The 26590-nt window shown below is 69.5% G+C and carries 29 protein-coding genes and 3 pseudogenes; 13 read left to right on the forward strand and 19 right to left on the reverse strand.

Going from position 1 to position 26590, the window contains the following annotated elements; translation table 11 throughout:
* Positions 1-133: 133 nt before the first annotated feature.
* A complete protein-coding gene (locus ACWDA7_RS27805; RefSeq protein WP_450607323.1) occupies positions 134-895 on the reverse strand; it encodes a MerR family transcriptional regulator in 762 nt (253 codons plus the stop codon).
* 257 nt (positions 896-1152) lie between these two features.
* Here ACWDA7_RS27805 and ACWDA7_RS27810 point away from each other — a divergent pair.
* Positions 1153-1413 (forward strand): annotated as a pseudogene (locus ACWDA7_RS27810) (ion channel protein); the annotation flags it as partial.
* A 167-nt stretch (positions 1414-1580) separates the two neighbouring features.
* A complete protein-coding gene (locus ACWDA7_RS27815; protein WP_450607325.1) occupies positions 1581-2993 on the forward strand; it encodes a glutamate decarboxylase in 1413 nt (470 codons plus the stop codon).
* Positions 2994-3075: 82 nt separating this feature from the next.
* On the opposite strand, the gene ACWDA7_RS27820 is transcribed toward ACWDA7_RS27815, so the two are convergent.
* The 3 genes from ACWDA7_RS27820 to ACWDA7_RS27830 form a co-directional block, all read right to left on the reverse strand.
* Entirely contained in the window at positions 3076-3624 is a 549-nt protein-coding gene (locus tag ACWDA7_RS27820) for a DinB family protein (RefSeq protein WP_450607327.1), read from the reverse strand.
* 111 nt (positions 3625-3735) lie between these two features.
* Positions 3736-5196, reverse strand: a complete 1461-nt coding sequence (locus ACWDA7_RS27825; protein ID WP_450607329.1) for an aldehyde dehydrogenase family protein — start codon at positions 5194-5196, stop codon at positions 3736-3738.
* Between the two features lie 133 nt (positions 5197-5329).
* Positions 5330-6166, reverse strand: coding sequence for a helix-turn-helix domain-containing protein (locus tag ACWDA7_RS27830; RefSeq protein WP_450607408.1), 837 nt, complete (start codon positions 6164-6166; stop codon positions 5330-5332).
* A gap of 346 nt (positions 6167-6512) precedes the next feature.
* Here ACWDA7_RS27830 and ACWDA7_RS27835 point away from each other — a divergent pair, with 346 nt between their 5' ends.
* Positions 6513-7001, forward strand: coding sequence for an ATP-binding protein (locus tag ACWDA7_RS27835; protein ID WP_450607331.1), 489 nt, complete (start codon positions 6513-6515; stop codon positions 6999-7001).
* A 121-nt stretch (positions 7002-7122) separates the two neighbouring features.
* Here ACWDA7_RS27835 and ACWDA7_RS27840 read toward each other — a convergent pair whose 3' ends face one another.
* The 4 genes from ACWDA7_RS27840 to ACWDA7_RS27855 form a co-directional block, all read right to left on the reverse strand.
* A complete protein-coding gene (locus ACWDA7_RS27840; RefSeq protein WP_450607333.1) occupies positions 7123-7380 on the reverse strand; it encodes a DUF397 domain-containing protein in 258 nt (85 codons plus the stop codon).
* Between the two features lie 171 nt (positions 7381-7551).
* On the reverse strand, positions 7552-8013 hold the full coding sequence (locus ACWDA7_RS27845) for an SRPBCC family protein (RefSeq protein WP_450607335.1): 462 nt from the start codon (positions 8011-8013) through the stop codon (positions 7552-7554).
* On the reverse strand, positions 8010-8369 hold the full coding sequence (locus tag ACWDA7_RS27850) for an ArsR/SmtB family transcription factor (RefSeq protein WP_450607337.1): 360 nt from the start codon (positions 8367-8369) through the stop codon (positions 8010-8012). Before ACWDA7_RS27850 ends, ACWDA7_RS27845 begins: the two co-directional genes overlap by 4 nt.
* Before the next feature lie 11 nt (positions 8370-8380).
* A complete protein-coding gene (locus ACWDA7_RS27855) occupies positions 8381-8752 on the reverse strand; it encodes a VOC family protein (RefSeq protein WP_450607339.1) in 372 nt (123 codons plus the stop codon).
* Between the two features lie 223 nt (positions 8753-8975).
* On the opposite strand from ACWDA7_RS27855, the gene ACWDA7_RS27860 reads away from it, so the two are divergent.
* The 3 genes from ACWDA7_RS27860 to ACWDA7_RS27870 all read left to right on the forward strand — a co-directional run bounded on the left by ACWDA7_RS27860 (position 8976) and on the right by ACWDA7_RS27870 (position 10485).
* Positions 8976-9140, forward strand: a complete 165-nt coding sequence (locus ACWDA7_RS27860) for a hypothetical protein (RefSeq protein ID WP_450607410.1) — start codon at positions 8976-8978, stop codon at positions 9138-9140.
* Positions 9141-9192: 52 nt separating this feature from the next.
* The gene (locus tag ACWDA7_RS27865) at positions 9193-9702 is read left to right on the forward strand and encodes a hypothetical protein (RefSeq protein WP_450607341.1); all 510 of its coding nucleotides are present in this window, start codon (positions 9193-9195) and stop codon (positions 9700-9702) included.
* Positions 9703-9948: 246 nt separating this feature from the next.
* Positions 9949-10485 (forward strand): DUF4232 domain-containing protein, encoded by a 537-nt coding sequence (locus tag ACWDA7_RS27870; RefSeq protein WP_450607343.1) that lies wholly within the window; start codon positions 9949-9951, stop codon positions 10483-10485.
* Positions 10486-10494: 9 nt separating this feature from the next.
* On the opposite strand, the gene ACWDA7_RS27875 is transcribed toward ACWDA7_RS27870, so the two are convergent.
* Positions 10495-11613: a DUF2786 domain-containing protein gene (locus ACWDA7_RS27875; RefSeq protein WP_450607345.1), complete on the reverse strand. Its 1119-nt coding sequence runs from the start codon at positions 11611-11613 to the stop codon at positions 10495-10497.
* Positions 11614-11694: 81 nt separating this feature from the next.
* Here ACWDA7_RS27875 and ACWDA7_RS27880 point away from each other — a divergent pair, with 81 nt between their 5' ends.
* The 3 genes from ACWDA7_RS27880 to ACWDA7_RS27890 all read left to right on the forward strand — a co-directional run bounded on the left by ACWDA7_RS27880 (position 11695) and on the right by ACWDA7_RS27890 (position 14719).
* Entirely contained in the window at positions 11695-12426 is a 732-nt protein-coding gene (locus tag ACWDA7_RS27880) for a Clp protease N-terminal domain-containing protein (protein WP_450607346.1), read from the forward strand.
* 56 nt (positions 12427-12482) lie between these two features.
* Positions 12483-14180 (forward strand): bifunctional 3'-5' exonuclease/DNA polymerase, encoded by a 1698-nt coding sequence (locus tag ACWDA7_RS27885; RefSeq protein ID WP_450607348.1) that lies wholly within the window; start codon positions 12483-12485, stop codon positions 14178-14180.
* A gap of 353 nt (positions 14181-14533) precedes the next feature.
* Positions 14534-14719, forward strand: a complete 186-nt coding sequence (locus ACWDA7_RS27890) for a hypothetical protein (protein WP_450607350.1) — start codon at positions 14534-14536, stop codon at positions 14717-14719.
* Here ACWDA7_RS27890 and ACWDA7_RS27895 read toward each other — a convergent pair.
* A complete protein-coding gene (locus ACWDA7_RS27895; RefSeq protein ID WP_450607352.1) occupies positions 14716-15627 on the reverse strand; it encodes a glycosyltransferase family 2 protein in 912 nt (303 codons plus the stop codon). The two genes, ACWDA7_RS27890 and ACWDA7_RS27895, sit on opposite strands and share 4 nt — an antisense overlap.
* Before the next feature lie 333 nt (positions 15628-15960).
* Here ACWDA7_RS27895 and ACWDA7_RS27900 point away from each other — a divergent pair, with 333 nt between their 5' ends.
* Complete coding sequence (locus ACWDA7_RS27900; protein WP_450607354.1) at positions 15961-16797, forward strand: TrmH family RNA methyltransferase; 837 nt, start codon at positions 15961-15963, stop codon at positions 16795-16797.
* A 34-nt stretch (positions 16798-16831) separates the two neighbouring features.
* Here the strand turns inward: ACWDA7_RS27900 and ACWDA7_RS27905 are convergent, their stop codons facing one another.
* The 4 genes and pseudogenes from ACWDA7_RS27905 to ACWDA7_RS27920 form a co-directional block, all read right to left on the reverse strand.
* Entirely contained in the window at positions 16832-17083 is a 252-nt protein-coding gene (locus ACWDA7_RS27905; protein ID WP_450607356.1) for a hypothetical protein, read from the reverse strand.
* A 63-nt stretch (positions 17084-17146) separates the two neighbouring features.
* Positions 17147-18778, reverse strand: a complete 1632-nt coding sequence (locus ACWDA7_RS27910) for an IS200/IS605 family accessory protein TnpB-related protein (protein WP_450607358.1) — start codon at positions 18776-18778, stop codon at positions 17147-17149.
* Between the two features lie 203 nt (positions 18779-18981).
* Positions 18982-19365, reverse strand: a pseudogene (locus ACWDA7_RS27915) (SDR family oxidoreductase); the annotation flags it as partial.
* A 52-nt stretch (positions 19366-19417) separates the two neighbouring features.
* Positions 19418-19861, reverse strand: a complete 444-nt coding sequence (locus tag ACWDA7_RS27920; protein WP_450607359.1) for a cupin domain-containing protein — start codon at positions 19859-19861, stop codon at positions 19418-19420.
* A gap of 647 nt (positions 19862-20508) precedes the next feature.
* On the opposite strand from ACWDA7_RS27920, the gene ACWDA7_RS27925 reads away from it, so the two are divergent.
* Positions 20509-21003, forward strand: coding sequence for a hypothetical protein (locus ACWDA7_RS27925; protein ID WP_450607361.1), 495 nt, complete (start codon positions 20509-20511; stop codon positions 21001-21003).
* Between the two features lie 19 nt (positions 21004-21022).
* Positions 21023-21287: pseudogene (locus tag ACWDA7_RS27930) on the forward strand (hypothetical protein); the annotation flags it as partial.
* Positions 21288-21685: 398 nt separating this feature from the next.
* Here the strand turns inward: ACWDA7_RS27930 and ACWDA7_RS27935 are convergent.
* Positions 21686-21868: a hypothetical protein gene (locus ACWDA7_RS27935; RefSeq protein WP_450607363.1), complete on the reverse strand. Its 183-nt coding sequence runs from the start codon at positions 21866-21868 to the stop codon at positions 21686-21688.
* A gap of 175 nt (positions 21869-22043) precedes the next feature.
* Positions 22044-22238, reverse strand: a complete 195-nt coding sequence (locus ACWDA7_RS27940; RefSeq protein WP_450607365.1) for a hypothetical protein — start codon at positions 22236-22238, stop codon at positions 22044-22046.
* A gap of 321 nt (positions 22239-22559) precedes the next feature.
* Here ACWDA7_RS27940 and ACWDA7_RS27945 point away from each other — a divergent pair, with 321 nt between their 5' ends.
* Positions 22560-23042: a DUF5994 family protein gene (locus ACWDA7_RS27945; protein WP_450607367.1), complete on the forward strand. Its 483-nt coding sequence runs from the start codon at positions 22560-22562 to the stop codon at positions 23040-23042.
* 47 nt (positions 23043-23089) lie between these two features.
* On the opposite strand, the gene ACWDA7_RS27950 is transcribed toward ACWDA7_RS27945, so the two are convergent.
* The 3 genes from ACWDA7_RS27950 to ACWDA7_RS27960 form a co-directional block, all read right to left on the reverse strand.
* A complete protein-coding gene (locus tag ACWDA7_RS27950; protein ID WP_450607369.1) occupies positions 23090-24283 on the reverse strand; it encodes a PP2C family protein-serine/threonine phosphatase in 1194 nt (397 codons plus the stop codon).
* Positions 24284-24418: 135 nt separating this feature from the next.
* Positions 24419-24931: a DUF5994 family protein gene (locus ACWDA7_RS27955; protein WP_450607371.1), complete on the reverse strand. Its 513-nt coding sequence runs from the start codon at positions 24929-24931 to the stop codon at positions 24419-24421.
* Between the two features lie 231 nt (positions 24932-25162).
* Entirely contained in the window at positions 25163-26137 is a 975-nt protein-coding gene (locus ACWDA7_RS27960; RefSeq protein WP_450607373.1) for an STAS domain-containing protein, read from the reverse strand.
* Between the last annotated feature and the right edge of the window lie 453 nt (positions 26138-26590).

Raw genomic sequence — 26590 nt, forward strand, 5'->3', positions numbered from 1 at the left:
ATGAGACCCGACCCGCGCGCGAGCGGCACAAGGCCCACGTCGGAACAGCCGCCCCAGTAGGGAACGCCCCACCCACAGGCGTGGCACTCCCGAACGGGAACTGGTCGGACGGCATCCCATCACGGGATGACTCTTAGGAGGAGTGCCGGGCGGCGTTCGCGAGAATCGCCTCCTTGAGGTGCTCGGCGAGCCCCGGACGCATGGATTCGTAGTACGCCTTGAAACGCTCGTCGGCCACGTACATCTCGGCGAGACCCCGGTGCATCTCGTACGGGCACTCATAGAACCACGTGCAGATGTGCTGCCGGTGCTCCTCGGCCAGGTCCATGGCCGCCTCCCCGGTCGGCGGTTCACCGGCGGCCATCAGGGCGCCGTAGCGCTCGCCCCAGGCGGTGACCTCGGCCTGCATGCGCTTCCAGTCGTCCTTGGTGTAGCGGGCGGCGCGACGCTGCGACTCGGCGTACGCCTCGGTGCCACCCCAGCGCTGCTCCGCCTCCTCGGCGTACTGCTCGGGGTCCTTGTCCCCGAACACCTCGAACCTCTCCTCGGGCGTGAGGTTGATGCCCATCTTTCGTGCCTCCATGGCGTGCTCCACGGCCGCCGCCATCTTCTGCAGCTTCTCGATCCGGGCGGTCAGCAGTTCGTGCTGGCGGCGCAGATGCGCACGCGGGTCCGCGTCCGGGTCGTCGAGCAGGGCGGCGACCTCGTCGAGCGGAAAGCCGAGTTCCCGGTAGAACAGGATCTGCTGCAGCCGGTCGAGGTCCGCGTCGCCGTAGCGCCGGTGACCGGCATGCGTGCGCTCACTGGGCACGAGCAGCCCGATCTCGTCGTAGTGGTGCAGCGTGCGCACGGTCACGCCGGCGAAACCGGCCACCTGGCCCACCGAGTAGCTCACTTCCGCTCCCTTCTGGGTACGCACCTCAGGCTGCGGCCTCACGTCGCGTGAGGTGCAAGCGGCATTCCTCCGCGGGCCGCGGCGTGCCTCCGGATGTCCGCCCGCCACGGGCGTTATGCCAGTTTTGCCCGCTTATGGTGAGCCCGTGGCCCAGCACACCGCGCAGCAGGAGGCCGGCACGCCGGCGACCCCCGCGCGGGGACTGCTTGCCGCTGGTCCTCCCCGCGCCGGCCGTCGGCATCGGCGCCAGTCTGCCGGTGTTCATCGGCGCCGCGCTCTGGCTGTGCGCGCACGCCCTCGTACCCGCCGTGCAGTCGGCGCTCGGAGTCGCCGCGGGGGTGCTGGGCGTCCAGCCCGTGGTCACCCGGCACGGCCGGCTGAGCCTGTTCACGGCCGCGATGCCGGCGCCCGACCGGTCGATCCTGGCCCTGCTGTGCATCGCGTCCCTCCCCGCCTGGCTCCTGGTGACGGGCCGCCCCCAGATGCGTCTGCGGGCGGACGGGGCCGCGATCCGGTGAACCGCCGAACCGGTCCGATCCGATGAACGGGCGAGGTGATCCATGAAGCGGCCCGGGCCGGGGAACCCATGGATCGGCAAACTTCGCCGTTCCGAGGAACCAGCAGCACCTCCACACCCGATGAACCAGTAGACGCGCGTCAACTTCGCGATGGGAGACGAGACACCATGCCGCTCCACACCGGCCCGGGGAAGCCCGACGAACGCCCTATGCCGTTGAACCCCTTCTTCGGGGAGGCGAACCCGGTCGTCGAGATGACCCAGGCACCGCCTCGGCACCGGCTGCCCGACGGGCCGCTGCCGCCCTCGGTCGCCTATCAACTGGTCCACGACGAACTGATGCTGGACGGCAACTCCCGGCTCAACCTCGCCACGTTCGTCACCACGTGGATGGAGGACCAGGCCGACCGGCTGATGGCGGAGTGCCGCGACAAGAACATGATCGACAAGGACGAGTACCCGCGCACCGCGGAGCTGGAGCGCCGCTGCGTGGCCATGCTCGCCCAGCTGTGGCACGCGCCGAACCCGGAGTCCGCTGTGGGCTGTTCGACGACCGGTTCGAGCGAGGCGTGCATGCTCGCCGGAATGGCCCTGAAGCGGCGCTGGGCCCAGCGCAACGCGGACCGCTACCCCTCCAGGGACGCGCGGCCGAACCTGGTCATGGGCGTGAACGTGCAGGTCTGCTGGGAGAAGTTCTGCAACTTCTGGGAGGTCGAGGCACGCCAGGTGCCCATGGAGGGCGACCGGTACCACCTGGACCCGCAGGCGGCCGCCGAACTGTGCGACGAGAACACGATCGGGGTCGTGGGCATCCTCGGGTCCACCTTCGACGGGTCCTACGAGCCGATCGCCGAGCTGTGCGCGGCTCTGGACGACCTTCAGGAGCGCACCGGACTGGACATCCCGGTGCACGTGGACGGCGCGTCCGGGGGGATGATCGCGCCCTTCCTCGACGAGGATCTGGTGTGGGATTTCCGGCTGCCGCGGGTGGCGTCGATCAACACCTCCGGGCACAAGTACGGGCTGGTCTACCCGGGCGTGGGCTGGGCGCTGTGGCGCGACTCGGACGCGCTCCCCGAGGAACTCGTCTTCCGGGTCAACTACCTGGGCGGCGACATGCCGACCTTCGCGCTCAACTTCTCCCGGCCCGGGGCCCAGGTCGTCGCCCAGTACTACACGTTCCTGCGGCTCGGCCAGGACGGATACCGAGCGGTCCAGCAGGCCACCCGGACCGTGGCGGAGGGACTTGCCGAGCGGGTGGAGGCGCTCGGCGACTTCCGCCTCCTCACCCGGGGAAACCAGTTGCCGGTCTTCGCCTTCACCACCGCGCCGGATGTGCAGGAGTACGACGTCTTCGACGTCTCCCGGCGCCTGCGCGAGTCCGGCTGGCTGGTGCCCGCGTACACCTTCCCCGCCAATCGCGAGGACCTCTCCGTCCTGCGGATCGTGTGCCGCAACGGCTTCTCGACGGACCTCGCCGATCTGTTCCTGGAGGACCTCAGCCGCCTGCTGCCCGGGCTACGGCGGCAACCGCACCCGTTGACCCGGGACAAGCAGAAGGCCACCAGCTTCCACCACTGACGTCCGGCACCGGCCGTCCCCGCGCGGGGCGAGGACGGCCGGTGGTGTCATGGGACGGGGACCCGGCGCACGGCGCTCGGGGTCAGCCCCAGGACGTGCCCCGTTCGACGGCCACCAGCTCGAAGGCCGTCTTGCCGTCCAGGGACTCCCGGATGATGTCGGCGTGGCCGGCGTGCCGGGCGGTCTCACGGATCAGGTGGAGCAGTACCCAGCGCGTCGAGACCCGCTCGTCCGGCGGGAACCACGGTTCGTTCGGCAGCGGGAACGTGTCGTCGAGGCTCGGCGCCGAACGGATGAACGCCTCGGTCTCGTCCGCGACCTTCTGCCAGTACGCGAGCTGCGACTCGACCGTCTCGTCACCGATGAGGCGGAAGCACTCGTGCCAGTTGGCCTCCGTCCGCTTGACCGCCGGCTGCTCGCCCTTGGCCCGCGCGATCCAGCTCTGCTCGACCTCGGCGACATGCTTGAGCAGGCCTGAGAGCGACAGCTCACTGGCGCTCGGCCGGCTCGCCGCCTGTTCCTCGGTCAGGCCGAGCAGGGCCCGGCGGATGCCGCCGCGCTGCTCCTCGAGGAAGGAGAGCAGCGCTCCGCGCTCGTCGCCCTGCGCCTCGGCGCGCACGTGAGTGACCATGACCGTCCGCCTTTCGTGGGTTCCGGCAGTTCGTCCCTGCCTGACACCCACGAAGCTACGGACCCTTGCGGTCAGTTTCTGTCCGCAAGGGCCGGGAGGAGCGGACGAAAATCAGAACGGGAAACCGCTGCGGCCGTGCTGGACCGAGATCCACTTCAGCGTGGTGAACGACTCCAGGGTCGTCTCGCCGTTCAGGCGGCCGACGCCCGAGTGCTTCTCGCCGCCGAACGGGACGAGCGGCTCGTCGTGGACGGTGCCGTCGTTCACATGGAACATGCCCGTGTCGATCTGCTTGGCGAAGTTGACGCCGCGCTCGATGTCGCCGGTGTGGACCGCGCCGCTGAGGCCGTACGGAGTGTCGTTGACCATGCGCACGGCCTCCTCCTCACCGTCGAACGGGATCAGGAAGGCGACCGGGCCGAAGATCTCCTGCTGGAGGAGGGCCGAGTCGGCGGGGACATCCGTCAGGACGGAGGGTTCGACGAGGTTGCCGGTGGTCGCGCCGTGCACCAGCGCGGTCGCGCCCTCGGCGATGGCCTGCTCGACCGCGCCCGAGAGGGCCTCCGCCTGGGAGGAGTTGATCACCGGGCCGATGACGGTCTGCGGGTCGCGCGGGTCGCCGACCTTGAGGGACTTCACCTTGGCGACGAACTTCTCGGTGAACTCCGCCTGCAGCGAGCGGTCCACCAGGACGCGGTTGGCGGCCATGCAGACCTGGCCCTGGTGCACGTACCGGCTGAAGACGGCCGCGTCGACGGCGTAGTCGACGTCCGCGTCGTCCAGGACCACGAGCGCGCTGTTGCCGCCGAGTTCGAGGACGGAGCGCTTGAACAGCGAGGCACAGACGGTCGCGACGTGCCGGCCCACCTTGTCGGAACCCGTGAAGGAGATGACCTTCGGGATCGGGTGCTCGATGAAGGCGTCGCCTATCTCCGCTATGTCCGTGATCACGACGTTCAGCAGACCACCCGGGAGGCCCGCCTCCTCGAAGATCTTCGCGACCAGGGAACCACCGACGATCGGTGTGTTCTGGTGCGGCTTGAGAACGACACCGTTGCCGAGCGCGAGCGCCGGGGCGACGGACTTGATCGACAGCAGGAACGGGAAGTTGAAGGGGCTGATCACACCGACGACGCCGACCGGCACGCGGTAGAGCCGGTTCTCCTTGCCGTCGATCGGCGACGGCAGGATCTTGCCCTCGGGACGCAGCGCCAGCTGGATCGACTCGCGCAGGAACTCCTTGGCGAGGTGCAGCTCGAAGGCGGCCTTCAGGCGCGTGCCGCCCAGCTCCGCGATGATCGCGTCGCTGATCTCGGTCTCGCGGTCCTCTATGAGCCTGAGCGCCTTCTCGAACACCGCGCGGCGGGCGTAGGGGTTGGTGGCGGCCCAGGCCCGCTGGGCTGCCGCGGCGGCCCGGTAGGCCTCGTCCACCTCGTCGACCGTGGCGATCGTGATCGACGCCAGCTTCTCGCCGTCGTACGGGTCGAAGTCGATGATGTCCCAGGAGCCCGTACCCGGACGCCACTCCCCGCCGATGTACTGCTGGGACAGATCGGTGAAGTAGGACGACATGTGACCCCTCAATCCCTTGCAGCCGAAGCAGACACCCGTTCGCACGTGCGATCACGTCGTTCTTTGATCACGCGTCATCGTACTTGTGTTTAAAGGGAGTTGGGGGAAGCCTCGGGATACTCCACGAGGACTCTCAGGAAAGCTGGAGCAGCCCCCGCAGCAGATCGCGGCTCTCGCCGGGTCCCGGGCTGTCCTGCTGCAACTGCTTCATCGCGCCCTCGTACTGGGCGACGTCCTCGCGTTTGTCCAGGTACAGGGCGCTGGTGAGTTGCTCCAGATACACGACGTCCGACAGGTCGGACTCGGGGAAGCTCAGGATGGTGAACGAACCGCTCTCGCCGGAGTGCCCGCCGAGGCTGAACGGCATGACCTGAAGCCGTACGTTGGGGCGCTCCGAGATCTCGATCAGATGCTGGAGCTGGTCGCGCATCACCTGCCGGTTCCCGTACGGGCGCCGCAGGGCCGCCTCGTCGAGCACGACATGGAACTCTGGGGCGTTCTCCGCCACGAGGTACTTCTGCCGCTCCAGGCGCAGCGCCACCCGGCGGTCGATGTCCGCGGCGCTCGCGCCCTTCATGCCCCGGGCGACGACCGCGTGCGCGTACGCCTCGGTCTGCAGCAGCCCGTGCACGAACTGGACCTCGTACGAGCGGATCAGGTGCGCCGCCCCCTCCAGCCCGACGTAGGTGGGGAACCAGCTGGGCAGGACGTCGGAGTAGCTGTGCCACCACCCGGCGACATTGGCCTCCTTCGCCAGGGAGAGCAGGGATGTGCGCTCGGCCTCGTCGGTGATCCCGTACAACGTCAGCAGATCCTCGACATCCCGTGTCTTGAAGCTCACCCGTCCCAACTCCATGCGGCTGATCTTCGACTCCGAGGCCCGGATCGAGTAGCCGGCTTGCTCCCTGGTGATGCCGCGCGCCTCCCGCAGGCGCCTGAGATGGGATCCCAGCAGAATGCGCCGCACCACCGACCCACTCGAGTCCCCAGCGCTCACGTTCGTCAGCCTCCCCAACCGTCCTTCCGACCGCGCAGTCTGCCACTAAAACACTTCGAGCAGTACTCGTACGGTTACAGAAATGGAAAGCAGTCAAAGCTGAGACACCGAGAGAGATCAGGAAGAGGCAAGCAAGCGGGAAGAAAGTGACAGAAGAAATAAACAGAAAGCGGTACGGGGACGTCCAATTCCGGCGCGTGCACGTGCATCTGCCCTTGCATCTGCCTGGCTCATCCGAAACCATGGTCCCGCGCCACCGCTGCATTGCCACGACCGCGAACACCCGGGAGTGCCTCGCATGGGGACGAATGGATCGACCATGCTCGAGCCCTTACGGCAGGGACTTCCGCCGCTCGACCCCGCGGCCGTGTCCAGTGCCGCCTCCTGCGCCCTGCCGGCCCGTCTCGAAGCGGTCCGTGAGGCACGGCAGTTCACCCGCAGAACTCTCGGCCAGTGGGATGTCGCCGAACACCTCGACGACGTCTGCCTGGTGGTCTCCGAGCTCGTGACCAACGCCCTGCGGCATGCGCTGCCCTCGCCCGCCTCGCGCACGTGCGACCAGGAAGCGGCCGTGCGGCTGCATCTGATGCGCTGGACCTCCCGCCTGGTCTGCGCCGTGCGCGACCCCAGCCACGACAGCCCGGTCGCGGGTGACTCCGAGGACTTCTCGGCGGAGTCGGGCCGCGGGCTGTTCCTGGTCGACTCGTTCGCCGACAGCTGGGGCTGGCACCCGCTGGCGGGCACGCTGAGCGGGAAGGTGGTCTGGGCGCTGTTCCGGCTGCCGTCCATGTCCGCGCGCGCGGAATGACGCCGTACGGCTTTTTTGGGCCACCGATCTACGCGTGTCGCAACCCGCGGTGCGTCAACGCGCCGCGGGGCGCGGATAGTCGATGGCCGGCGGAGCCCGACCAGGGCCCCGACCGCGTGGGTCAGGCGATCAGATGGTCGAACTCGCCGTCCTTGATGCCCAGGAGCATCGCCTCGATCTCCGCGCGGGTGTAGACCAGCGCGGGCCCGTCGGGGAAGCGGGAGTTGCGCACCGCCACTTCCCCGCCCGGAAGCCGGGCGAACTCCACGCATGACCCCTGCGAGTTGCTGTGCTGGCTCTTCTGCCAGGCCACATGATGCAGCTCGGTCGCAGCCATGCCGTTGTACACGTCGTCCACGTCGTACACGTCGTGGTCCACAGGTCGCTCCCCGGTCGTGCATTGGCTGGTGTGGCCATTGATGCAGCGGTCAACTGCTCCGGATCATAACTCCGTTCACATGCAGATGCTTGGGCAGATGCACGTGCACGCGGGGTGTTCCTGCGATTACAGCTTTTACAGTCCCTTGACTACAGCCTGGCCGCCGACTGACTACAGCCGGTCAAGCGTCTGCCCCAGAGCTCGCACAACATGCGACCTCCAGCCCCCGTCCATGATCGTCCGCGCCCTCATCTGTGCCGGGTCGTCCGGGTCGAACCCTTCATGCACTAGGAAGAGACGCGTACCGCGGCCTTCCTGTTCCAACGTCCATGTGATGGTCCAGTCCGCGGGATTGGCGGGATCGGCGTCGGCCCACCGGACGCGCAGCATCCGCTCGGGTTCGAACGCGAGAACCCGCACGTCGAGGGTGCCGGAGAAGTTGGTGTTCGGCCGGGGCACCGAGGTCATCGTGTAGCGGTGGCCGACCTCGAGCCGGAAGTTCTCGGAGCCGGGCATCTGCCACTGGGCGAGCAACTCGGGCTCGGTCAGGGCGCGCCAGACCTTGCCCGGCGGATGCGGCAGGAACTGGTCGACGCGGATCGTGGTGAGGTCGTCGTCGGGTGCAGTGCTCATGGCCGGTCATCGTCGGGCATGCGGTCGAGCAGCTCGCCGAGCCCGCGCAGTCGCTCCCGCCAGAACCGCTCGTACGGATGGAGCCAGTCCTGCACCTCGGCCAGCGGCGCCGCCTCGAGGCGGTAGATGCGCTGCCGGCCGGAACGCTGCTCGGAGACGAGTCCGGCCTCCCGGAGCACCCTGAGGTGCTCCGAGAGGCTCGGCCGGCGCATGTCGAAACGGTCGGCCAGGGCCTGGACCGGCTGCGGCCCGTCCTCACGCAGCAGGCGCAGCACCTCGCGGCGCGTGGCGTTGGCGAGGGCGGCGAAGACGCGGTCCTCGGCGGCGGTGTCCGCCCCGGCCCCGGTCGTGGTCATACCGGTTCTTCCTATCCGTGAGCCTCCGTCAGCAGCATCAGACCGTTGCCGTCGGGGTCCTGGAAGGACGCCATCCGGCCCCAGGGGAGGTCGTCCGGGCCCTGCACGGACACCCCCGCCTCGGCCAGCCGCGCGCAGTCGGCATCGACATCGGTCGTGACCAACATGATCCCCCGGGTCGAGCCGGGTTCGAAATCGCCCATCCCGGGGCCGGAGAGCGTGAAGACGGTCTGTGCGCCCTTGGGCGCGACCTGGAGCCACCGCCCCTGCGGCAGGTCCAGGTCGGCGGTGACCTCGAAGCCGAGGGCGTCCGTGTAGAAGCGCAGCGCACGGTCCTGGTCGGTGACGGGAAGGGTGACGAATGAGGCGTGTGTGACGGTCATGCCGCCAAGATAGGTAGGGGATTCCCTACTCGTCAAGCGTAGGGAATCTCCTACGTGTATTGCGGAGCGTGCGCGCCCGTGACGTGAAGACCCGAGGGGGGCGAGGGGTCGATTCGGCGAAGAAAGGCAGAGATCGCGAAGAACGAGAGGTACCGAGAGGGCATCACTCGGTGTCCCGAGCGGCGAACCGAACCGGAGAAGATCATCCGCCGCCCGACGGGAACTGCGCAGGCAGCCGCACGACCCGAGTGCCACCCGAGTCCGCGACGGGGACAGCGTGGGCTGCCCGGTGCACGGTCACTTCCGTACCTTCGGCCTCTTGCGCGCCGGTCCGCGTGAGCAAGCGCACGCCGCTCCCCTCCCGGGCCTTCACAAGACCTCCTGGTAGCTTGCTGCGGCCGTCTCCATGACGACCTCATCGGCAACCTTGGGAGACCTCAGTGACAGCGACCCATGTCACGCGTCCGCAGGCGCGCATCGCGGTGGCCGCCGCGGGTCTTGTGGCCGCGCTCGCACTGACGGGCTGCAGCGGCGACTCCGGGGGCAGCGATTCGGCGAACGGTGCGACCTCCACACCGAACGCGTCCGCGTCCCCGGCGGACACCGGCAACGCCGGTACGCCGGGCGCCAAGGCCGGCAAGCTGGAGGGCAGTTGGCTCGCCACGACCGGCGGCAAGGCGGTGGCACTGGTGATCACCGGCAAGCAGGCCGGGCTTTTCGCCACGGGCGGCACCGTGTGCAGCGGGACCGCGGGCGAGAAGGCGGGAACGCAGATGATCCACCTCACGTGCACGGACGGCAGCAAGAACCGCCGGACCGGGATGGTCGACTCCGTGAACTCCGCGAGTATGAAGGTGACCTGGGAGGGCGGCGTCGGGACGGAGACCTACGCCAAGGCCGAGGGCGGCAGCCTCCCGAGCGGACTGCCGACGGCGGGCCTGGGCTCCTGACCTCGCCCGGCAATCCCTGGGCCCCCTCGCGCGACGCACGCCCCGCCCCCGTGGTCCGTACGCCCCTCCGTTTCCTCTGAACGCCGCACGGTGTCCGCACCCTGATAGGCCTCCTGCGGCGCCGGCAGCCGGCACATCCCTCCTTCACACATGGGATAAAGCCGGATCATCGTGACATCCGCAGCCATGGCGCCCGGGGCATTACGGGGGCGCGCGACGCACCGCCGCGCACTTGCGTGATGATCCATGGACACCGTCACGAGCCAGAGGACCCTGATGCGCACGTTCCACGTCCCCCTCGCCCTCACCGCCCTCACCGCGGCCCTCGCCCTGACCGCCTGCGACAGCGCGAGCGGCGACGGCGGCAAGGACACCGCGGGCTGCCGGATCGCCGTCAAGGTCGGCCCCGGCAACGCGGCCACCAGCGCCGGCGACACCGGCAACGTCCCGGTCACCATCACCAACAACGACACGGAGAAGTGCACCTTCGAGGGCTTCCCCGGTATCGAGCTCAAGGACGGCAAGTCCGCCTGGGACGTCGCGGAGGAGCAGGGCGCCAAGCCGGCCAAGGTGACGCTGCAGAAGGGTGAGGCGGCGACCTTCACCATCACGTACGTCCGCGGCGACGGCGGCTCACTCAGCGCTCCGATGAGGACGGTGAAGATCACCGTGCCGGGCGCCGCCGATGCCGGGAGCTACCCGTGGTCGTACGGCGATGTGGCGCTCAAGAGCCCGAACACCCCGGACGCCTCCGTGAGCCCCGTCCAGGTCGCGGGGGACTGATCCCTTCGCTCAGGGGAGCCGGGGCCGCCCTGTGACCTGGGCCCGGTCGGCGGCCGCGGTCCCCTGCTCCCATCCGGCCACGTCGCCGGCCCCGCGCAGCCGGGTGGTGACCGTGGCGGGGAACATCTGCTCCATGCGGTCCGCGACGGCCACGTCCCGGGCCGCGAGCACCGGCAGCAGATCGCCCTCGCTCTGCGCGACCTGCCCCTCGGCCACGGTCCGCAGCCGGTCGCCGATGCGGTGCGCGTACGCGGCCAGGAACGACTGCCGGAACGTCTTCGTTCGCTTCCGCCCGCCCTTGCGCTGCGCCGCCTCGGCCTTCGTCATCGCCGTGGTGGCCTGCACCAGCAGCGAGGTGTAGAGGAGCTCGACCGCCCCGAGGTCGGGTTCGAAGCCGATGACCGTGGAGAAGCCCAGGGCCTCGTGCCACACCGCGCGGCAGCGGTTCGCGGTCGCCACCGCGTCCAGGAGGACCGCCTTGGCCGTCTCGTACGGCGCGTCGACGCCGATCCGGCAGGCGCCGGGCGCGTCCCTGGTGTGCGTACGGGCGGCGAGCAGCGCCTCGTCGATGCTGTACCGCGCCATCAGCTCCTGCGCCTTGGCACTGAGCGCCTCCGCCTCCTCGGGATAGCCGGTCGCCTCGGCCTTGGCGAGCAGGGCGCGGATCCGGGTGAGCATGCGGGACTCCGGCTGCTGCGGTCCGGCCGGCTGCCGCGGCAGGTCGAGCGATTCGAGGGCCGGCAGGCGCAGGAGCAGGCGGTAGAGCTCGAGGACGGCGGTGGCGTACGAGAAGCGGTCGGCGGCCCGTGGACGTTCCGGGTCGAGGTCCTGGAGCTGGGCGGCCCAGCGGGGACCGGGGGTCGGCCGTTCGCCCGCCTCCTCGACGATCAGCGCCGACACCAGGCGCACGTGAAGGTCGTCCAGTTCGCGGCGCACGATGCGTACGACGTCGGTGGGCTGCCAGCCGCGGCGCCAGGCCGCGGCGACGAACTGCTCGCCTCGCCGGGCGAGTTCGGCGTCGGCCGCGGGGTCGGCGGCGAGCAGCGAGGCGCCGGTGTCGAGCGCCGCGTCGGTGTCTTCGTAGAGGGCGGCCCGGAAGGCGCGGTCCACGGTGGTCGTCGTACTCACGCGTCCGATCGTGGCACGGACACGCGCGCCAGGTGTCAACTTCGAGTTGACAGTGGGTGGGTGTCAACTTACGGTTGACACATGACGGAGAAGCCGTACACAGCGAACCTGCGTCTCGACGACCTGATCGAAGCCATCAAGAAGGTCCACACCGACGCACTCGACCAGCTCCAGGACGCGGTGATCGCGGCGGAGCACCTCGGCGACGTGGCCGACCATCTGATCGGCCACTTCGTGGACCAGGCCCGGCGTTCGGGCGCGTCCTGGACCGACATCGGCAAGAGCATGGGCGTGACCCGGCAGGCGGCCCAGAAGCGCTTCGTACCCAAGGAGTCCGCGGACCTCGACCCCAGCCAGGGGTTCAGCCGCTACACCCCGCGCGCCCGCAACGTGGTGATGGCCGCGCACAACGCGGCGAAGGCCGCGGGCAACGCGGAAACCGTCCCCGACCACATCGTCCTCGGGCTGCTCACCGAGCCGGAGGCGCTCGCGGCCAAGGCGATCACCGCTCAGGGCGTCTCCCTGGATTCTGTGCGCGAGGCGGCGGCCGCGGCGCTCCCGCCCCGTAATGAGAACGCGCCGGAGCTCCTGCCCTACTCCCCCGCCGCGAAGAAGGCCCTCGAGCTCACCTTCCGCGAGGCGCTCCGCCTCGGCCACAACTACATCGGCACCGAGCACATCCTCCTCGCGCTCCTCGAGCAGGAGAACGGCGTGGGCCCGCTGAGCCGCCTCGGCGTCGGCAAGGCGGCGACCGAAGCGCATGTGGTGAAGGAGCTCGACAAGATCCGCAAGAAGCTCGAAGAGAACAGCTGAGCCGCTCGGACGGCTCGTCCCGGCCCGTTGTCAGACCCTCCTGCCAGACTCGCAGCATGACCGGGCGCTGGGCTCTCGCTCCGGCCGAGGACGGTGGCGTGGAGGTCGCCGCACTCGGCCCGGACGGGCTGCTCGCCGGGCCCGTGGTCAGGGAGGAGGATCTCGGGGAGGCCGTCCGGGCACGGCCCGAGGTCACCCGGTGGGTGTGGCGGTCCACCGCCGACGTCCAGCCGCGTCTGCTCGCCACGGGGGTGCGGGTCGACCGGTGTTACGACGTCGAGGCCGCCGAGACCCTCCTCCTGGGCCACGAGGGACGCTTCGGCGAGCCCCGGTCCACCGCCGCCGCGCTGGCCCGGCTGCGCGGCGGCCCCGTACCGCCCGATCCCCCGTCGCGCTCCGCCGAGCCCGGCTCGCAGTCCTCCCTGTTCGAGCCGAGACCCGTCCACGTTCCGCTCCGCGACCTCGTCGAGGTGTACGCGGATCAGCAGCGCCGGCACGGGGCCACCGCGCACCCGGACCGGATGCGCCTGCTCACCGCCGCCGAGTCGGCCGGAATGCTGGTGGCCTCCGAGATGAACCGGTCGGGGCTGCCGTGGAGCGCGGACGTCCACCGCGACCTACTGCACGAACTGCTCGGCGAGCGGTACGCGGGCGGCGGCGAGCCCCGGCGGCTGGCCGAGCTGGCCGACGAGGTGTCGGCCGCCTTCGGCCGCCGTGTCAGACCCGACCTGCCCGCCGACGTCGTCAAGGCGTTCGCGCAGGCCGGGATCAAGGTGCGCTCCACCCGCCGCTGGGAGATCGAGTCCGTCGACCACCCCGCCGTGAAGCCCCTGCTGGAGTACAAGAGGCTGTACCGCATCTGGGTCGCCCACGGCTGGTCCTGGCTGCAGGACTGGGTACGCGACGGCCGCTTCCGGCCCGAGTACCTGCCGGCCGGCACGGTCACCGGCCGCTGGGTCACCAACGGCGGCGGGGCCCTGCAGATCCCCAAGGTCATCCGGCGTGCCGTCGTCGCCGACCCCGGCTGGCGGCTGGTCGTCGCCGACGCCGCCCAGATGGAACCGCGCATCCTGGCCGCGATCTCGCGCGACCCGGCGTTCATGGAGGTCGCCGGTCGTGAGGCCGACCTCTACCAGTCGGTGTCGGACCGGGCCTTCTCCGGCGACCGGGGCCAGGCCAAGCTGGCCGTGCTCGGCGCGATCTACGGCCAGACGTCCGGCGACGGCCTGAAGAACCTGGCCGCGCTGCGCCGCCGCTTCCCCAGCGCCGTGGCGTACGTGGACGACGCGGCCCGTGCGGGCGAGGAGGGCCGGCTGGTGCGGACCTGGCTCGGCCGTACGTCCCCGCCCGCCGCCGGGACGTCGGAGGACGCGACGGAGGAGGCGGGCATTCCGCAGGAGGACGGCCCGGCGGAGGCGTCCGGGGAAGGACACCCGTGGATGCCCGGGTACGCCTCCACCAACTCCCGCGCCCGGGGCCGTTTCGCGCGCAACTTCGTCGTGCAGGGCAGTGCGGCCGACTGGGCCCTGCTGATGCTCGCCGCGCTGCGCCGCTCCTGTGCGGATCTCGCCGCCGAGCTGGTCTTCTTCCAGCACGACGAAGTGATCGTGCACTGTCCGGCACAGGAGGCGGACACGGTGGTAGCGGCGATCCAGGAGGCCTCGGACCTGGCGATGCGGCTGACGTTCGGCGAGACACCGGTGCGCATTCCGTTCACGACGGCCGTGGTCGAGTGCTACGCGGACGCCAAGTGACGGTGTGTACGCGGCCGACGGAGGGCACGAGACCCGCGCCGCACTTCTGACGCAGTCCCGGCTCACCCCCCGCGCCAGCAGGTCCCTCAGCTCACCGGCCACTGGGCTGTCCGTTCCCTTCATGGCCGAGAAGGCGGACTCCCACTGCCGGCGGGCCTCCTCGATGTCGCCGTCCGCCCGGTGGAACAGACCCCGCTGGTGACGGGCGAGACCCTCGGTATACCGGTCACCGCGACAAATGATGAGGCACCACAGCAGTTTCGCAATCCTGCGCGGCCAGGCCGGCGTCGCCCCGGTCCGGGCAGCGCCCACACCAGCCCGAGCCGCGACTGCGACTCGCCCTGCCAGTGGCCGTGCCCGCCGAGGATGCGCAGGCTCTCCTCGAAGTGCGGCAGGGCGGCTTCTGGTTCGCCCAGCGTGAGATGGGCGAAGCCGATGTTGCAGTGCGCGGAGTGGCGGACGATGACGTAACCGATCCGCTCACCGATCTCCAGGCTCCGGCGGTGGGTCCTCCGTCGTCCGACCGCGCCGCGGGCTAGATGACCGGCGGTCGGCCGAGCCTGGTGAGTCGCCACACCGTGTGCCACCGCATGGGCCGCCGCTCACCGGGCGAGGTCCGCAGCCCCTCGACGAACCCGCCGAACCAGGCCTTCAGCCCGCCGACCGATCGCGTCCGCAGGAGGGTGACGGCGATCCACACGCCCAGGTGGACGGGGATGAGCGGGAGGGGCAGCCTGCGTCGTACGAGCCACACGCGGTTGCGCGCCGTCACCCGGTAGTAGATGGCGTGCCGGGCAGGTGAGGTCCTCGGGTGCCGGAGCAGCAACTGCGGTGCGTAGAGCACGGTCCAGCCGGAGTCGAGGGCCCGCCACGCGAGATCCGTCTCCTCGTGGGCGAAGAAGAACTCCGCGGGCCAGTCGCCGGTCTCGGCGAGCATCGCCATGGACAGCGCGTGCGCGCCGCCGAGGAAGGCGGTCACCGGTCCACCACGCAAGGGGTCGGCGGCACCGACCCGCGGCACGTGGCGCTGCTGGGTCTCGCCGTGCTCGTCGGCGATACGGAATCCGACGATGCCGAGCGCCGGATCGGCGGCGTACAGATCCCTCACCCGCCGCAGCACGTCGGCGTCGATCAGCAGCCCGTCGTCGTCGAGCTCCACCACGACGTCGACGTCCCCGAACTCCCGCAGCCGGGCGAGGGCCACATTGCGGCCGCCCGGGCAGCCGAGGTTCTCCTCCTCCTCGACGCACGTCACCTCTCCCGGCAGTCCGAGACGCTCGGCGAACTCGGGCAGGGGGCAGCCGTTCCCGACGACGACGATGCGGGAGGGGGCCAGGTCCTGCTTGGCGACCGAGGTGAGGAGGGCGTCGATCTCGGCGGGCCGGTTCCCCATGGTCACGACGGCGACAGCGATACGGAGGCCGGGCTCCTGCTCCGCCTGCGACACGACACCCACCCCATCCCGGCCGACGACAGTGACGTGATGCTAACCGTTCACTAAGAGGACGCCTGAAGGTCTCTGGTTCTCAGTGCTCTGGATGATTTACCGACTGGTTGCCCCGACGCGCCACCCACGCCCACCACCGGTCCCAACACCACCCGGCAGCACCCCCACACCACCCACCAGGCCCCGTCACGCGCACCCCTGAGCCCCCCGCTTCGTCCCCCCGGCCGGCCGTCCCGGACCGGGTAACCTGGCCACGACCGCGCGCAATGCACAGAAACACGAGAAAGGGGGCGGAGGATCGGGGCCGGAAAGGCGCCGTGATTCCCACCGCCGATGCCGTCCATCCCGCGGGTTGGTTCGCCCAAGGAAATCTCCAGCCCGAGCAACCCTCATGTGAAGGAACTCGCCGCCCTCCGTCGCCGACGGAACAGGCAGAGCTCCGGAGTGACCCTCGTCGAGGGCTATGAGGAACTGGATCTCGCCCTGCGGGCCGGCGTCCGTCCCCGTGAGCTGTACTACTGCCCGGCACTGACCGGCGAGTCCGACCCGCGGAACGTCCTTGCTCGCGCGGCCGAACGCGGGGCCGCCCTGTTCAGCCTGAGCCGGCAGGCCTTCGACAAGGCCGCCTACCGGGAGGGCCCGGACGGCTGGCTCGCCGTCGTCCCGGACATCGAGACCGACCTCTCCCGCATCGAGGTCGACGAACGGGCCCTGTTCCTCATCTGCGAGAGCGTCGAGAAGCCCGGCAACCTCGGCTCGATGCTGCGCACCGCGGACGCGGCGGGAGTGACCGCCGTCATCTCCGCCAACCCCGTGACCGACTGGGGCAATCCCAATGTGATCCGCGCCAGCAAGGGCACGGTGTTCGCCGTCCCGATCGCTTCGGCCGACTCGGAGGAGGTCGTGCACTGGCTGGCCGCGCACTCGGTGAACGTCGTCGCGACGACGCCGGACACCGACGTCCTGATGGCGGACGTCGACATGACCGGGCCCACGGCGATCCTGATGGGCAGCGAGAAGTACGGACTGTCGGACCAGTGGCTCGCGGGCCGTCACACCAAGGCCAAGATCCCGATGTTCGGTCAGGTGGACTCGCTCAACGTGGCGGTGTCGGCCGCCCTCTTCACCTACGAGGCCGTGCGGCAGCGCATGGCGACCGGGCAGCGCTGAGAACCGCTCGTCTTGAGTCCTGCTCCGTGCGGCGTCATCCCAGCCAGTCCGTGTAGCGGATCCTGCCGATGCGCGCATCGGCAGGAGCGATGATCGCTTCCGTCGGGACGGCTGCGAACAGACCCGCGGACTCGTCGGTGACGACGCTGCGACGGTCGTCCCGCACTCGCAAGGTCAGTCGACCGAGCTCGTCGAGGGGAAAGACATCGGGGCCGGCGACGCTGATCGTGCCGTTCAGCGGCGGCCCGGTGGCGACATCGGCGAGCGTGTCGACGGCCTCCGCCACCGCGACCGGTTGCAGCCGGGTGGTGGGCAGGCGGACGGTGCTGCCGTCGCTGGTCCACCGTTCCTAGTCAGTGAGCAGGAGTGAGTCTTGTACCCAGTCCTGGTCAACTGGCGCATCCCGAACGGTGGTGGATGCACTGGTCTCCCGCGTTCGCGCCGCGTCCGGCGACACGGATCGTGTCCGTGGTCCAAGGATGCGGGGGCGGGTTCCCTCACGCCCGCGGGTGCCGTGTCCGGCCTGGGCGGTCCGATGCCCCGCACGATCGCTCTGGTCGTGTGGGGGCGGTGCCGTCCGTCGCCGGATGCGGTGCCCCAGGGCGCGCCTGCCGATCGCGATGCTCGCGGCATCGTGACGGCTGGTTTTCCTGGTCGTGTGGGTGAGGGGCCCCAGCCAGTGCTGGGCGCCCCACCTGCTGGTGTAGGCCGGGTCCACGGCGATGACGGTGATGCCGAGTTCGGCCGCCATGCTGACGAGCCGGGCCCGCAGCTTGGACACGGGCATGCCGGAGATCAACCGCCGAAACCGCTTCTGGCGGCCGTGCTTCTCCCGGGCCTTGTCCGCGGCGAAGTCGAGGTCTTCGATCGCGATCGACACCCCGTGGCGTTTGGCCCAGTGCAGGAGCCGGATCAGTGCATGCCGTACCTGGGCATCCCGGTGGTCCGCGGTGCCGGACAGGTCGTAGAAGAACCGGCGCGGCCCGCCGCACGGGTTGCCGTGGGCGTCCAGCCGCCAGGCGGCCAGATGGTCGGCGTTGGTGTCGACACCGATCACACCGCCCGCGCGGGCCTGGGACAGGGGGACGGTGGTGACCGGCGGGATCGTCCACGAGGCGGTGAGGTACCAGCGGCAGCGGTCTGTGTCGTAGTGGATGCGGTAGGCCACGGACCGGTTCGTGGTGATGCGGTCGGCCCACTCCTCGCTGCGGTGGTGGAAGACCACGGTCGAGGCGAGGACGTACCGGCCGTGCGGGGCGTTGGCCAGGTGCGCCAGCGGGACGGGGAGCTTGAGGGAGACTTCGCCCTCCGGGGTGACGCGGATCGTCTCGTTCCCGAACCGCTTGCCCGATTCGCCGTCCGCCTGCAGGAACCAGCGCGATGCTTCCCAGCGCTGTCGCCATGCGTGCTCGGTGAGCTGCGCCGCGTCGAGGTGGTGTCGGGTGTGGAGCAGGCGTTTACCGCCCCGCACCACCCGCACCCGCCCCACCTCGTGATCGGCCCGCTCCCGCTCCAGCCGATCCTCCAGCAGACGCAACCGCCGGGTCTTGTGGAACCACTCCTGGCGGGTGCGGTATCCGCCCGGGGCCCGCTTCGTGCCCCTCTCGCCCACCGGCAGCGACAACCGGTGGGTGATCGTCTTGATGCCGGCCTCAAGGCTGCGGATGTGCGCGAGTTGGGCACGCCTGGCCAGCGCCCACTGATCGTGGGTGGCCTTCGTGATCGAACCAGCCCACCGCGACGAAGACTCCTGCGTCAGGGCCCGCTTGCGCCTGGCCCACGTATCCGCGGAGTGCTCCAGGCCCTCGGCGCACCGGCGTTTGAGATCCCTCGAGGCCAGCGACCCCAGATGCGCGCCGACCACACGTAACACCTGCTCGTCGTCCGGCGTGAGGCCCTTGATGCGGGTGCGGATCGCCACGCCCGACGGGCCGACGGCCACGAAGGGGACAGCGATCGTACGCAGCGACCCACCACGCATCGATGCACCCCCCTCCCCCACACGTGATCAGCAACAGGAAGAACGCTACCGGCCGGCACTGACAGTGCCCGCCATGCGCCGTGCGCGCTGCACCACCACGAACAAGTACAGGCTCGTGCACACGCACGCACACTCCTGCACATCCGAAACCGAACAGCTCCCAACCCCAGGATCTTGTCGATGAACTCCATGAACTGGGTGGCGCGCACGATCGAGTACGGAATGGGGCCTTCCACTACAAGGGCCTCCTGAAGGGCCTTGGCCCTGTAGTACTCGACGTCGGGGACACGGTCGATGCCGACGATCGACAGCAGGACGATGTGCCCGATGCCTGCCCGCTCGGCGGCTTGCAGGAGTTTTTCCGTGGTGACGCGGAAGAACGCGGACGCCGTCCCGTCGAAGCCGGGCGCGTCAATGGTGTCCACGACGATGTCGGCCGACCCGAGCGCCTCCTGCAGTCCTTCTCCCGACTGGAGGTCGAGTCCGCTGGACCTGCCGTGCGCGGCGACCTCGTGGTCGACGGCCCTCAGCCTGTCCACGAGCCGGGACCCCACGAAACCAGTGCCGCCGATGACCGCGATTTTCATGAAGTGGCTCCTTCGCCACGCGAGGGACACCAGCGCGTGAGGGGAGTCGGCATCAGCCGGAACGGGGCGCGCGCAGATGCCGTCGGTCGGCCAGCTCCTCCTCGTCCACGAGCGTGAGCATGGGCTGCCCCGGCACCATCATCATCACGACCACGAAGCGGCTCCAGATGTCCCGGCGGTTGTTGCCGTCCTGGTAGTGGATCACGTCGCCGCCAGGCTCCCAGAACGCCTCTCCCGCGCGAATGACGCGCTCGGGCTCACCCTCCAGTTCGAAAAGCATCTCCCCCTCCACCATGTAGCCGAACACCGGCCCCGAATGCCGGTGTGGAGGGGTTCCGGGATCACCCGGCGGGAACTGCACGAGCGCGGTCATCACCTGGGGCCGCTCCGGGACGGACGGCGGCTGGATGTCCAACAGGGACGTGAGCGCCGTCTTCCAGGCGGGCGCCCCGGGCGTGATCTCCGCACCGGTGGATCGGGATTCTGGGGCGGGCATGAGCTACTACCCCCGTTCTTCGCCGGATTGCCCCGCAGGATTCAGAGGTCGGTGGCATGGCACCGGACCCGCCAACCCGCCTCTCTCAGGCATACCAACGGCCCTGCCAGGCTGTAACCCTCTCAGCCTGACTCAGGCGCGCATCCACCGCCACCGCGACCACCGGAGCCCCACCCCGGCCGAAAAGAGCTCAGAAATACCGAGCCGGGTTTCAGGTGGAGGCGCTTTCGAGGTTCGCCCCTCCGCGAGAATTCCGTGTCAAGCCCCCGACTGGACGCAGCGACCATCCGCTTTTCAGGCGATCTCCGGCCCCGTCCGGTTCGAGCGCCGGCACGGAGGGGAAAACAGCGCACGTCCGTTGTCTGCGGACGTTGATGTCACGTCATTACTCCGTCCGAGACCGGTTCTGGTGTTGAAGCACAGACTGTCGCCTCACCAGCCAGTCCGTCCCTCTTGCGGACAGCGCACGACCCCGGCGTGATACCGCGGCGCATGATGTGCCGTCGGCCCACTACGACACGAAGAGCTCCCCCTCACGCATTGCGTTTATGAATTGACCCACCGTATACCTTGATGCTCGCTCGTCACGCAGTAAGCAATCGCCGCCAGAAAAGGAAATAGTCATGCGCATTTCAAGATGGTGTCTCATGGCCGCTTCGGTCCTCGCACTGACGGATATCGGATGCCACGCCTCCACGTCCTCGATCTCCCAGCCCAAGAGCGATAAGGAATCGGGCAGCTACGATGTAATCCATCTGCACGGCGAGATGCAGAAGAACAAGAGGCTCAGCAATGGGGATCACACAATCGGAGTAGGCAATCAGGTCCTGATCACCGAAAACCTCATGCGCGACGGACGCAAGTCCGGCTTCTCCGCAGTTATGTGCACCCAGGTCGGCGGCCCCTTGAATCCCACCCAGGCGAATCCGGCCACTCAGCTGTGTTCGGGCGTTTACAGCCTCGATAAGGGGCAGATTACCTGGCAAAATACGCTCTCCGTTTCGCGCCAGGGCACTCCGCCGCCATGGAAAACGGCCATCACGGGCGGCACGGGGGAGTACACAAATGCCCGCGGCTATATTCTTGTCAACGGCGAGAAGAGCGACTACACGGTTTATCTCGTTCGAGCGTCCTCCTCGTGAAAGCGCGGGGCCCAAGCCATGCCCGGAGCGGAAGGGGGGCGGCCTGGTGTTCACCCTTCCCAAGGCCAAGAGGGGCCGCAGCCCTGCCCGTCGACGACCGTCGCCTGTACGACGGCAGTCGCCACACGGCCGGCACGATCCTGAACAATCCAACCCGCCCAAGGACGCGGCACGACGCCTGGGGGACGCCTTCATGCCTCGTCCGGAACCCCCCGGCCGAGACCAGTAACCGAGACCAGGGACAGCCTCATGACACGGGCCAGTCCCGTCGTCGGGCCCGTTGAACGAAAAACCCCAGCTCAGAGCCACTCTGAGCTGGGGTTTTGGTGGAGCCGCTTTCGGGATTCGAACCCGAGACCTACGCATTACGAGCTCGCCAGAGCATTGCCCCGGACTTCTCTGAGCGTCCCCGTTTTCCTCGTCTGTGCAGGTCAGAAGGCATGAGGGTATCCGGGCCGCGATGATCGTTCACGGGGTTTCACTGTCCTTCCGGACCCATCTTGGACCCATGAAGGCCCCGTCGGCGAGCTGTCCCGGCCCCAGCGAGGCGGGCCTCCAGCTCAGCGCCGGGCGCGAAAGCGCCTCCAGCGCAGACCCCTTGCGACGTAAAGAGGCCCTACCCCGCCTGGGGGTAGAGCCTCTGGCCGTCTGCGCGCGCCCTGTCCGGGCCGCTGAGGACAGGCTAGCGGCTCTCGCGCGCGATCACCTGGCAACGGGGGCATACGACCTGGGCGTTGGGCCCGTAGCGCACCGTGGGGCCCTGGCAGCGTGCGCAGTAGCCGACCTGGTTCGGGGTGCAGTGCAGGACGAGCGCGGCCGTGGCGCGGTCCGTGTCGGGGTCGATGCGTGCTGGCTGCTCGTCCATGTGCCCGACTGTACGTCCGTCGTCTCCCGGCGGGATGAAGGGCATGGGTGCCTCCTTCCTGGCGGGGTCGGCGGGCGCCGTCGGCCGGCGTGGCGGTGGGGCTCATCTGCGGGACCAGTCCGTACAGGACGCTCGGGCGGATCTCTAGCGCGCCGACGTAGCCGCAGGCGTGCGGTTAGGGCACCCACTTCCAGGGCTGGGCATACGCGGCGCACAGGGGCTGGCGGGAGCGGTCGGGGTCGTCGGCCGCGCAGCGGCGCTCGACGCGGCCGCGGAGGCCGCAGCTGGTCCACAGGCCGAAGGCGTTGCGGTAGGGGCCGCAGCGTTCGGCTTCGAGGGCGGCGATCTCGCGCGGGAGGACGAGGTGCACTTCAGGTGGCCATTCTGAGCACGATGTTCGTGCGGCTCATTGCGCTGGGCACCGCAGTTTGCCACTGAGTGCTCGACGCCGCCCCGAACGCTTCGCCCGCCGACCGAAGCCACTCGAGATATCCGGCCAGGTCTGGATCGACGACCCGACCAAACGCAGGGAACCCGAACCGCAAGGTTCATAGCAACGCGAACGTCTCATTTGACTTGATGCCATGAAGGGGCGGGGCCCTGGAAACATCGACGCCCGTGGCACGAGGAGTAGCGTGGGAAGGCGAGGCGAGTCCCGTGATCGCACCGATTCCCGAAGACGGTGATCCTCATGACCGGCTCCGATACGTCCCCGGCTTCCCGGCATCTGCCGAGTGGCGTTCACGAGGCCGTACGGCCCGGGTGTGCGCTGCTCCGGCTGGAGACCACGGAGTCGCGCGAAGGCGTTCTCGATGGTGCGTGGTGGCCGCGGTCGCGCGACATCGGTGCCGAGCTGCCCGCGCTGCTGAGCGCCCTCACCGGCCACCTCGGCCCCGTCACGCGCGTCGGGCTGGACACCGCGGCCTGGGAAGGGCTCCCGACGCGGATCGTCGTCGAGGACCGGGTGGTGCACATCGACTCCTTCCCGGTGGGCGACGACACCGTCCTGATCACCCGCGGCGACCAGGACGTGTTCTCGCTGCTGGTGATCCCGCCGCACGCGGCACCCGAGGCCGCGCACGCCGCGATGGCACAGGCCATCCGGGCCGACAACATCACCCAGGCGGAACAGATTCTCATCGACACCGGAAGCACGCAGGTGCCGCCGGACTGACGAGCGAGCCGTGGCCGGCGGAGCCGTACCGCACGACAGCAGTGAGGTCAGCCGCGCCACTCCACCAGGAGCAGAGTCGCGTCATCCGTGGTGTGTCCGCCCCGCGCCCGCTTGAGCGTGTGGGACAGGGAGCGCGCCACCGCCCGGATCCCGAGGCCGGTTCTGTCCAACTGGTTCACCCAGTCGATCAGCTGGTCCTCCCCGAACTCCTCCTCCCCGGTCTCGTGCTCCTCGATCAGTCCGTCGGTGAAGCAGAGGAGGCGGTCCCCCTGCTCCAGCTTCATCTCGCTCAGCTGCGGCTCCAGACCGCCGAAGCCGACAGGGAGGGTCGTCGGACCGTTGAGCCGGAGCGCGACGTGATGATCACGGACGAGCATCGGTGACGGGTGCCCGGCGTTGACCCACTGAAGATGTCCCGTCGTGGTGTCCAGCTGCAGCATCTGCGCGGTGACGAAGTGCTCGGGGCAGAACTGGTCCGCCACAGCACGGTCCATGAAGGCGTAGATCTCCGGCAGCCCGGTCCCGGCGCGGCGGGCGTGGCGGTAGGCACCGATGGCCACGGTGGCCATCGTGGCCGCGTCCAGACCGTGCCCCATCGCATCGATCATGGCCACGTGGAGGACGTCTCCGTTGAGGGCGTAGTCGAAGCTGTCACCCGCCACGTCATAGGCGGGTTCCAGGATCCCGGCCACGGCGACCCGAGGCATGATCATCGCCAGCGGCGGCATCAGGGACCATTGGATCTCCGCGGCGACGCTCATCGGTTCACCGCGTCGGACACCGAAGAACAGGTCGGAGTAGCCGTGCTTGGTCACCAGCAGGTCGGCCACCAGGCCAGCGAACCTGCGCAGTATGCGGCGGTCGTGGTCATCGACGCTGTCCAACGTCACTGCCATGACCCCGACCTGGTCGCCGCCGTCCAGTAGCGGCAGGTGGACCCGCACGCCGTCGTCCTCGGGCAGCTCGACGGGGTGAGCGTCGAGAAAGCAGCGGCCCGCCTCGGAGTCGTCGATCACCTGCGGTTCCCCCTCCGTGAGGCCGTCGCCCGGCAGGGGTACGAGCAGCAGTTGGCCGTAGTCCTGCAGCAGCACCTCCGGTCGGCGGCCCCCGAGCCGCTCCACCACGTCGGCGACCAACGGCCCGATGAGATGGGGCGGCAATTCGTGCGCGCGATCGAGGACATCTCCCAGCAGAGCTTCCCCGAAACTCTCGGAGCGGTCCCCGCGCTGTCCGGCTGTCATCCCCTTACCCGCCATGATCCGCACCGATCGGGGCGGCGGGCTGGGACGAAGAAGGGGCTGCCACTGTCATCGCTCCATCAAGGGTCTTCGACGCCCGGGCCGGCCGGGCACGTGGGCCTGACCGCATCGGGCCTGTCACCTGAGCCCTGGTCCTCCTTCTGACTCCCATGTGTCTTGTCCGTCGGGGCCGTTCTCGACGAGTGCCAGCAGGCGCGGAGCCGACAGCGGGTTCCCGGGGTCGGCGGCAGCGGTCAGCAGCCGGGTAGCCGCTCCGGCCGGCTCGTCCGGTGGGATCACCAGCAGTTCCCAGCGTCCCACGGTGCCGCAGTCCAAGGTGATGGCATGCGCCCCGGCGGCGAGGTCGGTCAGGACCACCTCGATCACGTGTCCGGGCGCCATCACCTTCTGCGGGGCATCGGGCCAAGCGGCGGTCCCCACCGTGACGCGAGTGACCGTGCCGACGTTCGGATCCAAGGAGCCGACCAGCGAGGGCAGTTCCAGTTCCAGTGCATCGCAGCGCGGCCACCACGCTCCGTCCAGCGGGCCGTGGCTGACGTCCGGCGTGAGGTTCAGCCGGGGCAAGGGCATCCGGTAGGTGTGCGCGTCACCTGGGGTCGCACCTTCGGCGGGCTTGGTGATGGCGTTCATCGTGCGATCCCGTCCCGGGCGGCTTCCGGCTGCCCGTGTGTGCCACTCGCCGGGAACGGCGCCGCCGTGGTCGTGCGCCCGAAAAGCTCTCGGTACGTGCCAGGCTACTCCCGGCCGTGGGGGGACGGCGCGGCGCGCAGCCATCGCCCGCAGATATGTCCGTACGGCAGACGACGGGTGGAGTGACCGCACCGGCCGGTACGGCCGTCGGCTCATCGCCCCTCTGCTTGATCATCGGCCTTCCGGGGACAGCCCTTCCACGAGCAGGATCAACACGCAGGGGGCGACAGGACCGGGCAGCCCGACGACCTCTCCCATGTTCTGCCAGCCCCAGTTCGAGAATGCGTCTTGTCCCGCCCGGTCGGCAGGATGGAGCAGGGCGACTCCAAGGGAGGAGTGCAGGACTGTGAGCAGACGCTGCTGCAGACGACGGGCGATGTCGCGGTGCTGAGCGTGCGGATGGGCCACGATCTGGGTGAGGACCACGAACCGCGCGTGGGAGGTGAGCCTTTGGATGCCCTCTTGGAGCGTTCCGTCGAACCCCCGGCGCCCGGAACTGTCAGGGCCCACCGGAAAACCGAAGGCGCAACCGACCAGTACCGTCGTCTCGGCGAGCAGCAGCGCGAAGCCGGGGTGGTGGGCACTGACCGCCAGGCGGCGCAGTACGTTTCCACGGTTGTGGTACGCCTCGCTGGGGGTACCCGCGACAGACTCCGCGGCCAGGTCAGCGATGTCCTCGCGCACACCCTCGGCCTGCCAACGGGTCAGCCGGCGAAGGCGGATCCCGTCCTTGAGGGCCGGCTGATCCGACCGACGAGCGGGCTCCTCGGGCGCCCGCGTCCCGGTACTCGTGAGGTCGCCGAGCACGGCGGCCGGCACGGGACCCCCGGGGGCCGCAAGAAGCAGCGAAGCAGATCCGGTGACTGCGAGGAGCTGGGTGATCTGCGCGCACGGGTGGTGCAGCAGCAGGGAGGCGTGTACCCGGCTGGCGCGCCGTGATGCCGACAGGAAGATGTCCAAGCCTCTGGCGTCGCAGGAGCCGACCGTGGTGAGGTCGATGTCGATCACGGTGACGCCGTCCAGCAGACACTGCTCCAATGCGGCCCGCAGCAGTGGTGTCGTGGCCGGTCCGATGTCACCGGCAAGCGTGACGAGCGTCCGCTCCCCTCGGTTCCGCCGATGGATGTCCAGCCGGGAAAGGGACATCACGCCTCCCCTCGGAAGGGGACCGGGCCGGTACGGGTATGCGGTGCCGGCGCAGCGATGCAGAGCTTGCGCGGAGTTGCTTCGACCGCGGCGGACATGATGCCGACCCGTCTCCGCGCCGACCACTGGGGCGGCCCGGATTCGTCTCTCGCCGAGGACGACCCGGCGTGGCGGCCGGAGTACGTGAAGCCCTCGGTACTTCAACCGTACGTCGTCCGCAACCGGAAGCGGCTGCGCCGAGGTTGCCAGGAGGACGGTGGGGAGGGTCGAGGGTACTTCGTACACCGGTGAAGGGCTGGTCTCGTCCTCGGCGCGCGGCGCCGTAGAGGCCGCGTGACACCTCACGGGCCGTTCCCACGACCCGGGACAGGTTCGGCACGATGACCACCGAATCCCTGCACCCACCGTACGCATCCCTGACCGTGGACGTTCCGGATGACCCTCCCGCCGAGG

This window comes from Streptomyces sp. NPDC001156, from assembly GCF_053598275.1.

Coding starts and splice junctions, on each gene's coding strand:
- ACWDA7_RS27815 (WP_450607325.1), top strand. CDS start 1,581: ATGCCGCTCCACACCGGCCCGGGGAAGCCCGACGAACGCCCTATGCCG.
- ACWDA7_RS27820 (WP_450607327.1), bottom strand. CDS start 3,624: ATGGTCACTCACGTGCGCGCCGAGGCGCAGGGCGACGAGCGCGGAGCG.
- ACWDA7_RS27825 (WP_450607329.1), bottom strand. CDS start 5,196: ATGTCGTCCTACTTCACCGATCTGTCCCAGCAGTACATCGGCGGGGAG.
- ACWDA7_RS27835 (WP_450607331.1), top strand. CDS start 6,513: ATGCTCGAGCCCTTACGGCAGGGACTTCCGCCGCTCGACCCCGCGGCC.
- ACWDA7_RS27845 (WP_450607335.1), bottom strand. CDS start 8,013: ATGAGCACTGCACCCGACGACGACCTCACCACGATCCGCGTCGACCAG.
- ACWDA7_RS27850 (WP_450607337.1), bottom strand. CDS start 8,369: ATGACCACGACCGGGGCCGGGGCGGACACCGCCGCCGAGGACCGCGTC.
- ACWDA7_RS27855 (WP_450607339.1), bottom strand. CDS start 8,752: ATGACCGTCACACACGCCTCATTCGTCACCCTTCCCGTCACCGACCAG.
- ACWDA7_RS27870 (WP_450607343.1), top strand. CDS start 9,949: ATGGACACCGTCACGAGCCAGAGGACCCTGATGCGCACGTTCCACGTC.
- ACWDA7_RS27880 (WP_450607346.1), top strand. CDS start 11,695: ATGACGGAGAAGCCGTACACAGCGAACCTGCGTCTCGACGACCTGATC.
- ACWDA7_RS27885 (WP_450607348.1), top strand. CDS start 12,483: ATGACCGGGCGCTGGGCTCTCGCTCCGGCCGAGGACGGTGGCGTGGAG.
- ACWDA7_RS27900 (WP_450607354.1), top strand. CDS start 15,961: ATGCCGTCCATCCCGCGGGTTGGTTCGCCCAAGGAAATCTCCAGCCCG.
- ACWDA7_RS27910 (WP_450607358.1), bottom strand. CDS start 18,778: ATGCGTGGTGGGTCGCTGCGTACGATCGCTGTCCCCTTCGTGGCCGTC.
- ACWDA7_RS27920 (WP_450607359.1), bottom strand. CDS start 19,861: ATGCCCGCCCCAGAATCCCGATCCACCGGTGCGGAGATCACGCCCGGG.
- ACWDA7_RS27925 (WP_450607361.1), top strand. CDS start 20,509: ATGGCCGCTTCGGTCCTCGCACTGACGGATATCGGATGCCACGCCTCC.
- ACWDA7_RS27935 (WP_450607363.1), bottom strand. CDS start 21,868: ATGGACGAGCAGCCAGCACGCATCGACCCCGACACGGACCGCGCCACG.
- ACWDA7_RS27945 (WP_450607367.1), top strand. CDS start 22,560: ATGACCGGCTCCGATACGTCCCCGGCTTCCCGGCATCTGCCGAGTGGC.
- ACWDA7_RS27950 (WP_450607369.1), bottom strand. CDS start 24,283: ATGACAGCCGGACAGCGCGGGGACCGCTCCGAGAGTTTCGGGGAAGCT.
- ACWDA7_RS27955 (WP_450607371.1), bottom strand. CDS start 24,931: ATGAACGCCATCACCAAGCCCGCCGAAGGTGCGACCCCAGGTGACGCG.
- ACWDA7_RS27960 (WP_450607373.1), bottom strand. CDS start 26,137: ATGTCCCTTTCCCGGCTGGACATCCATCGGCGGAACCGAGGGGAGCGG.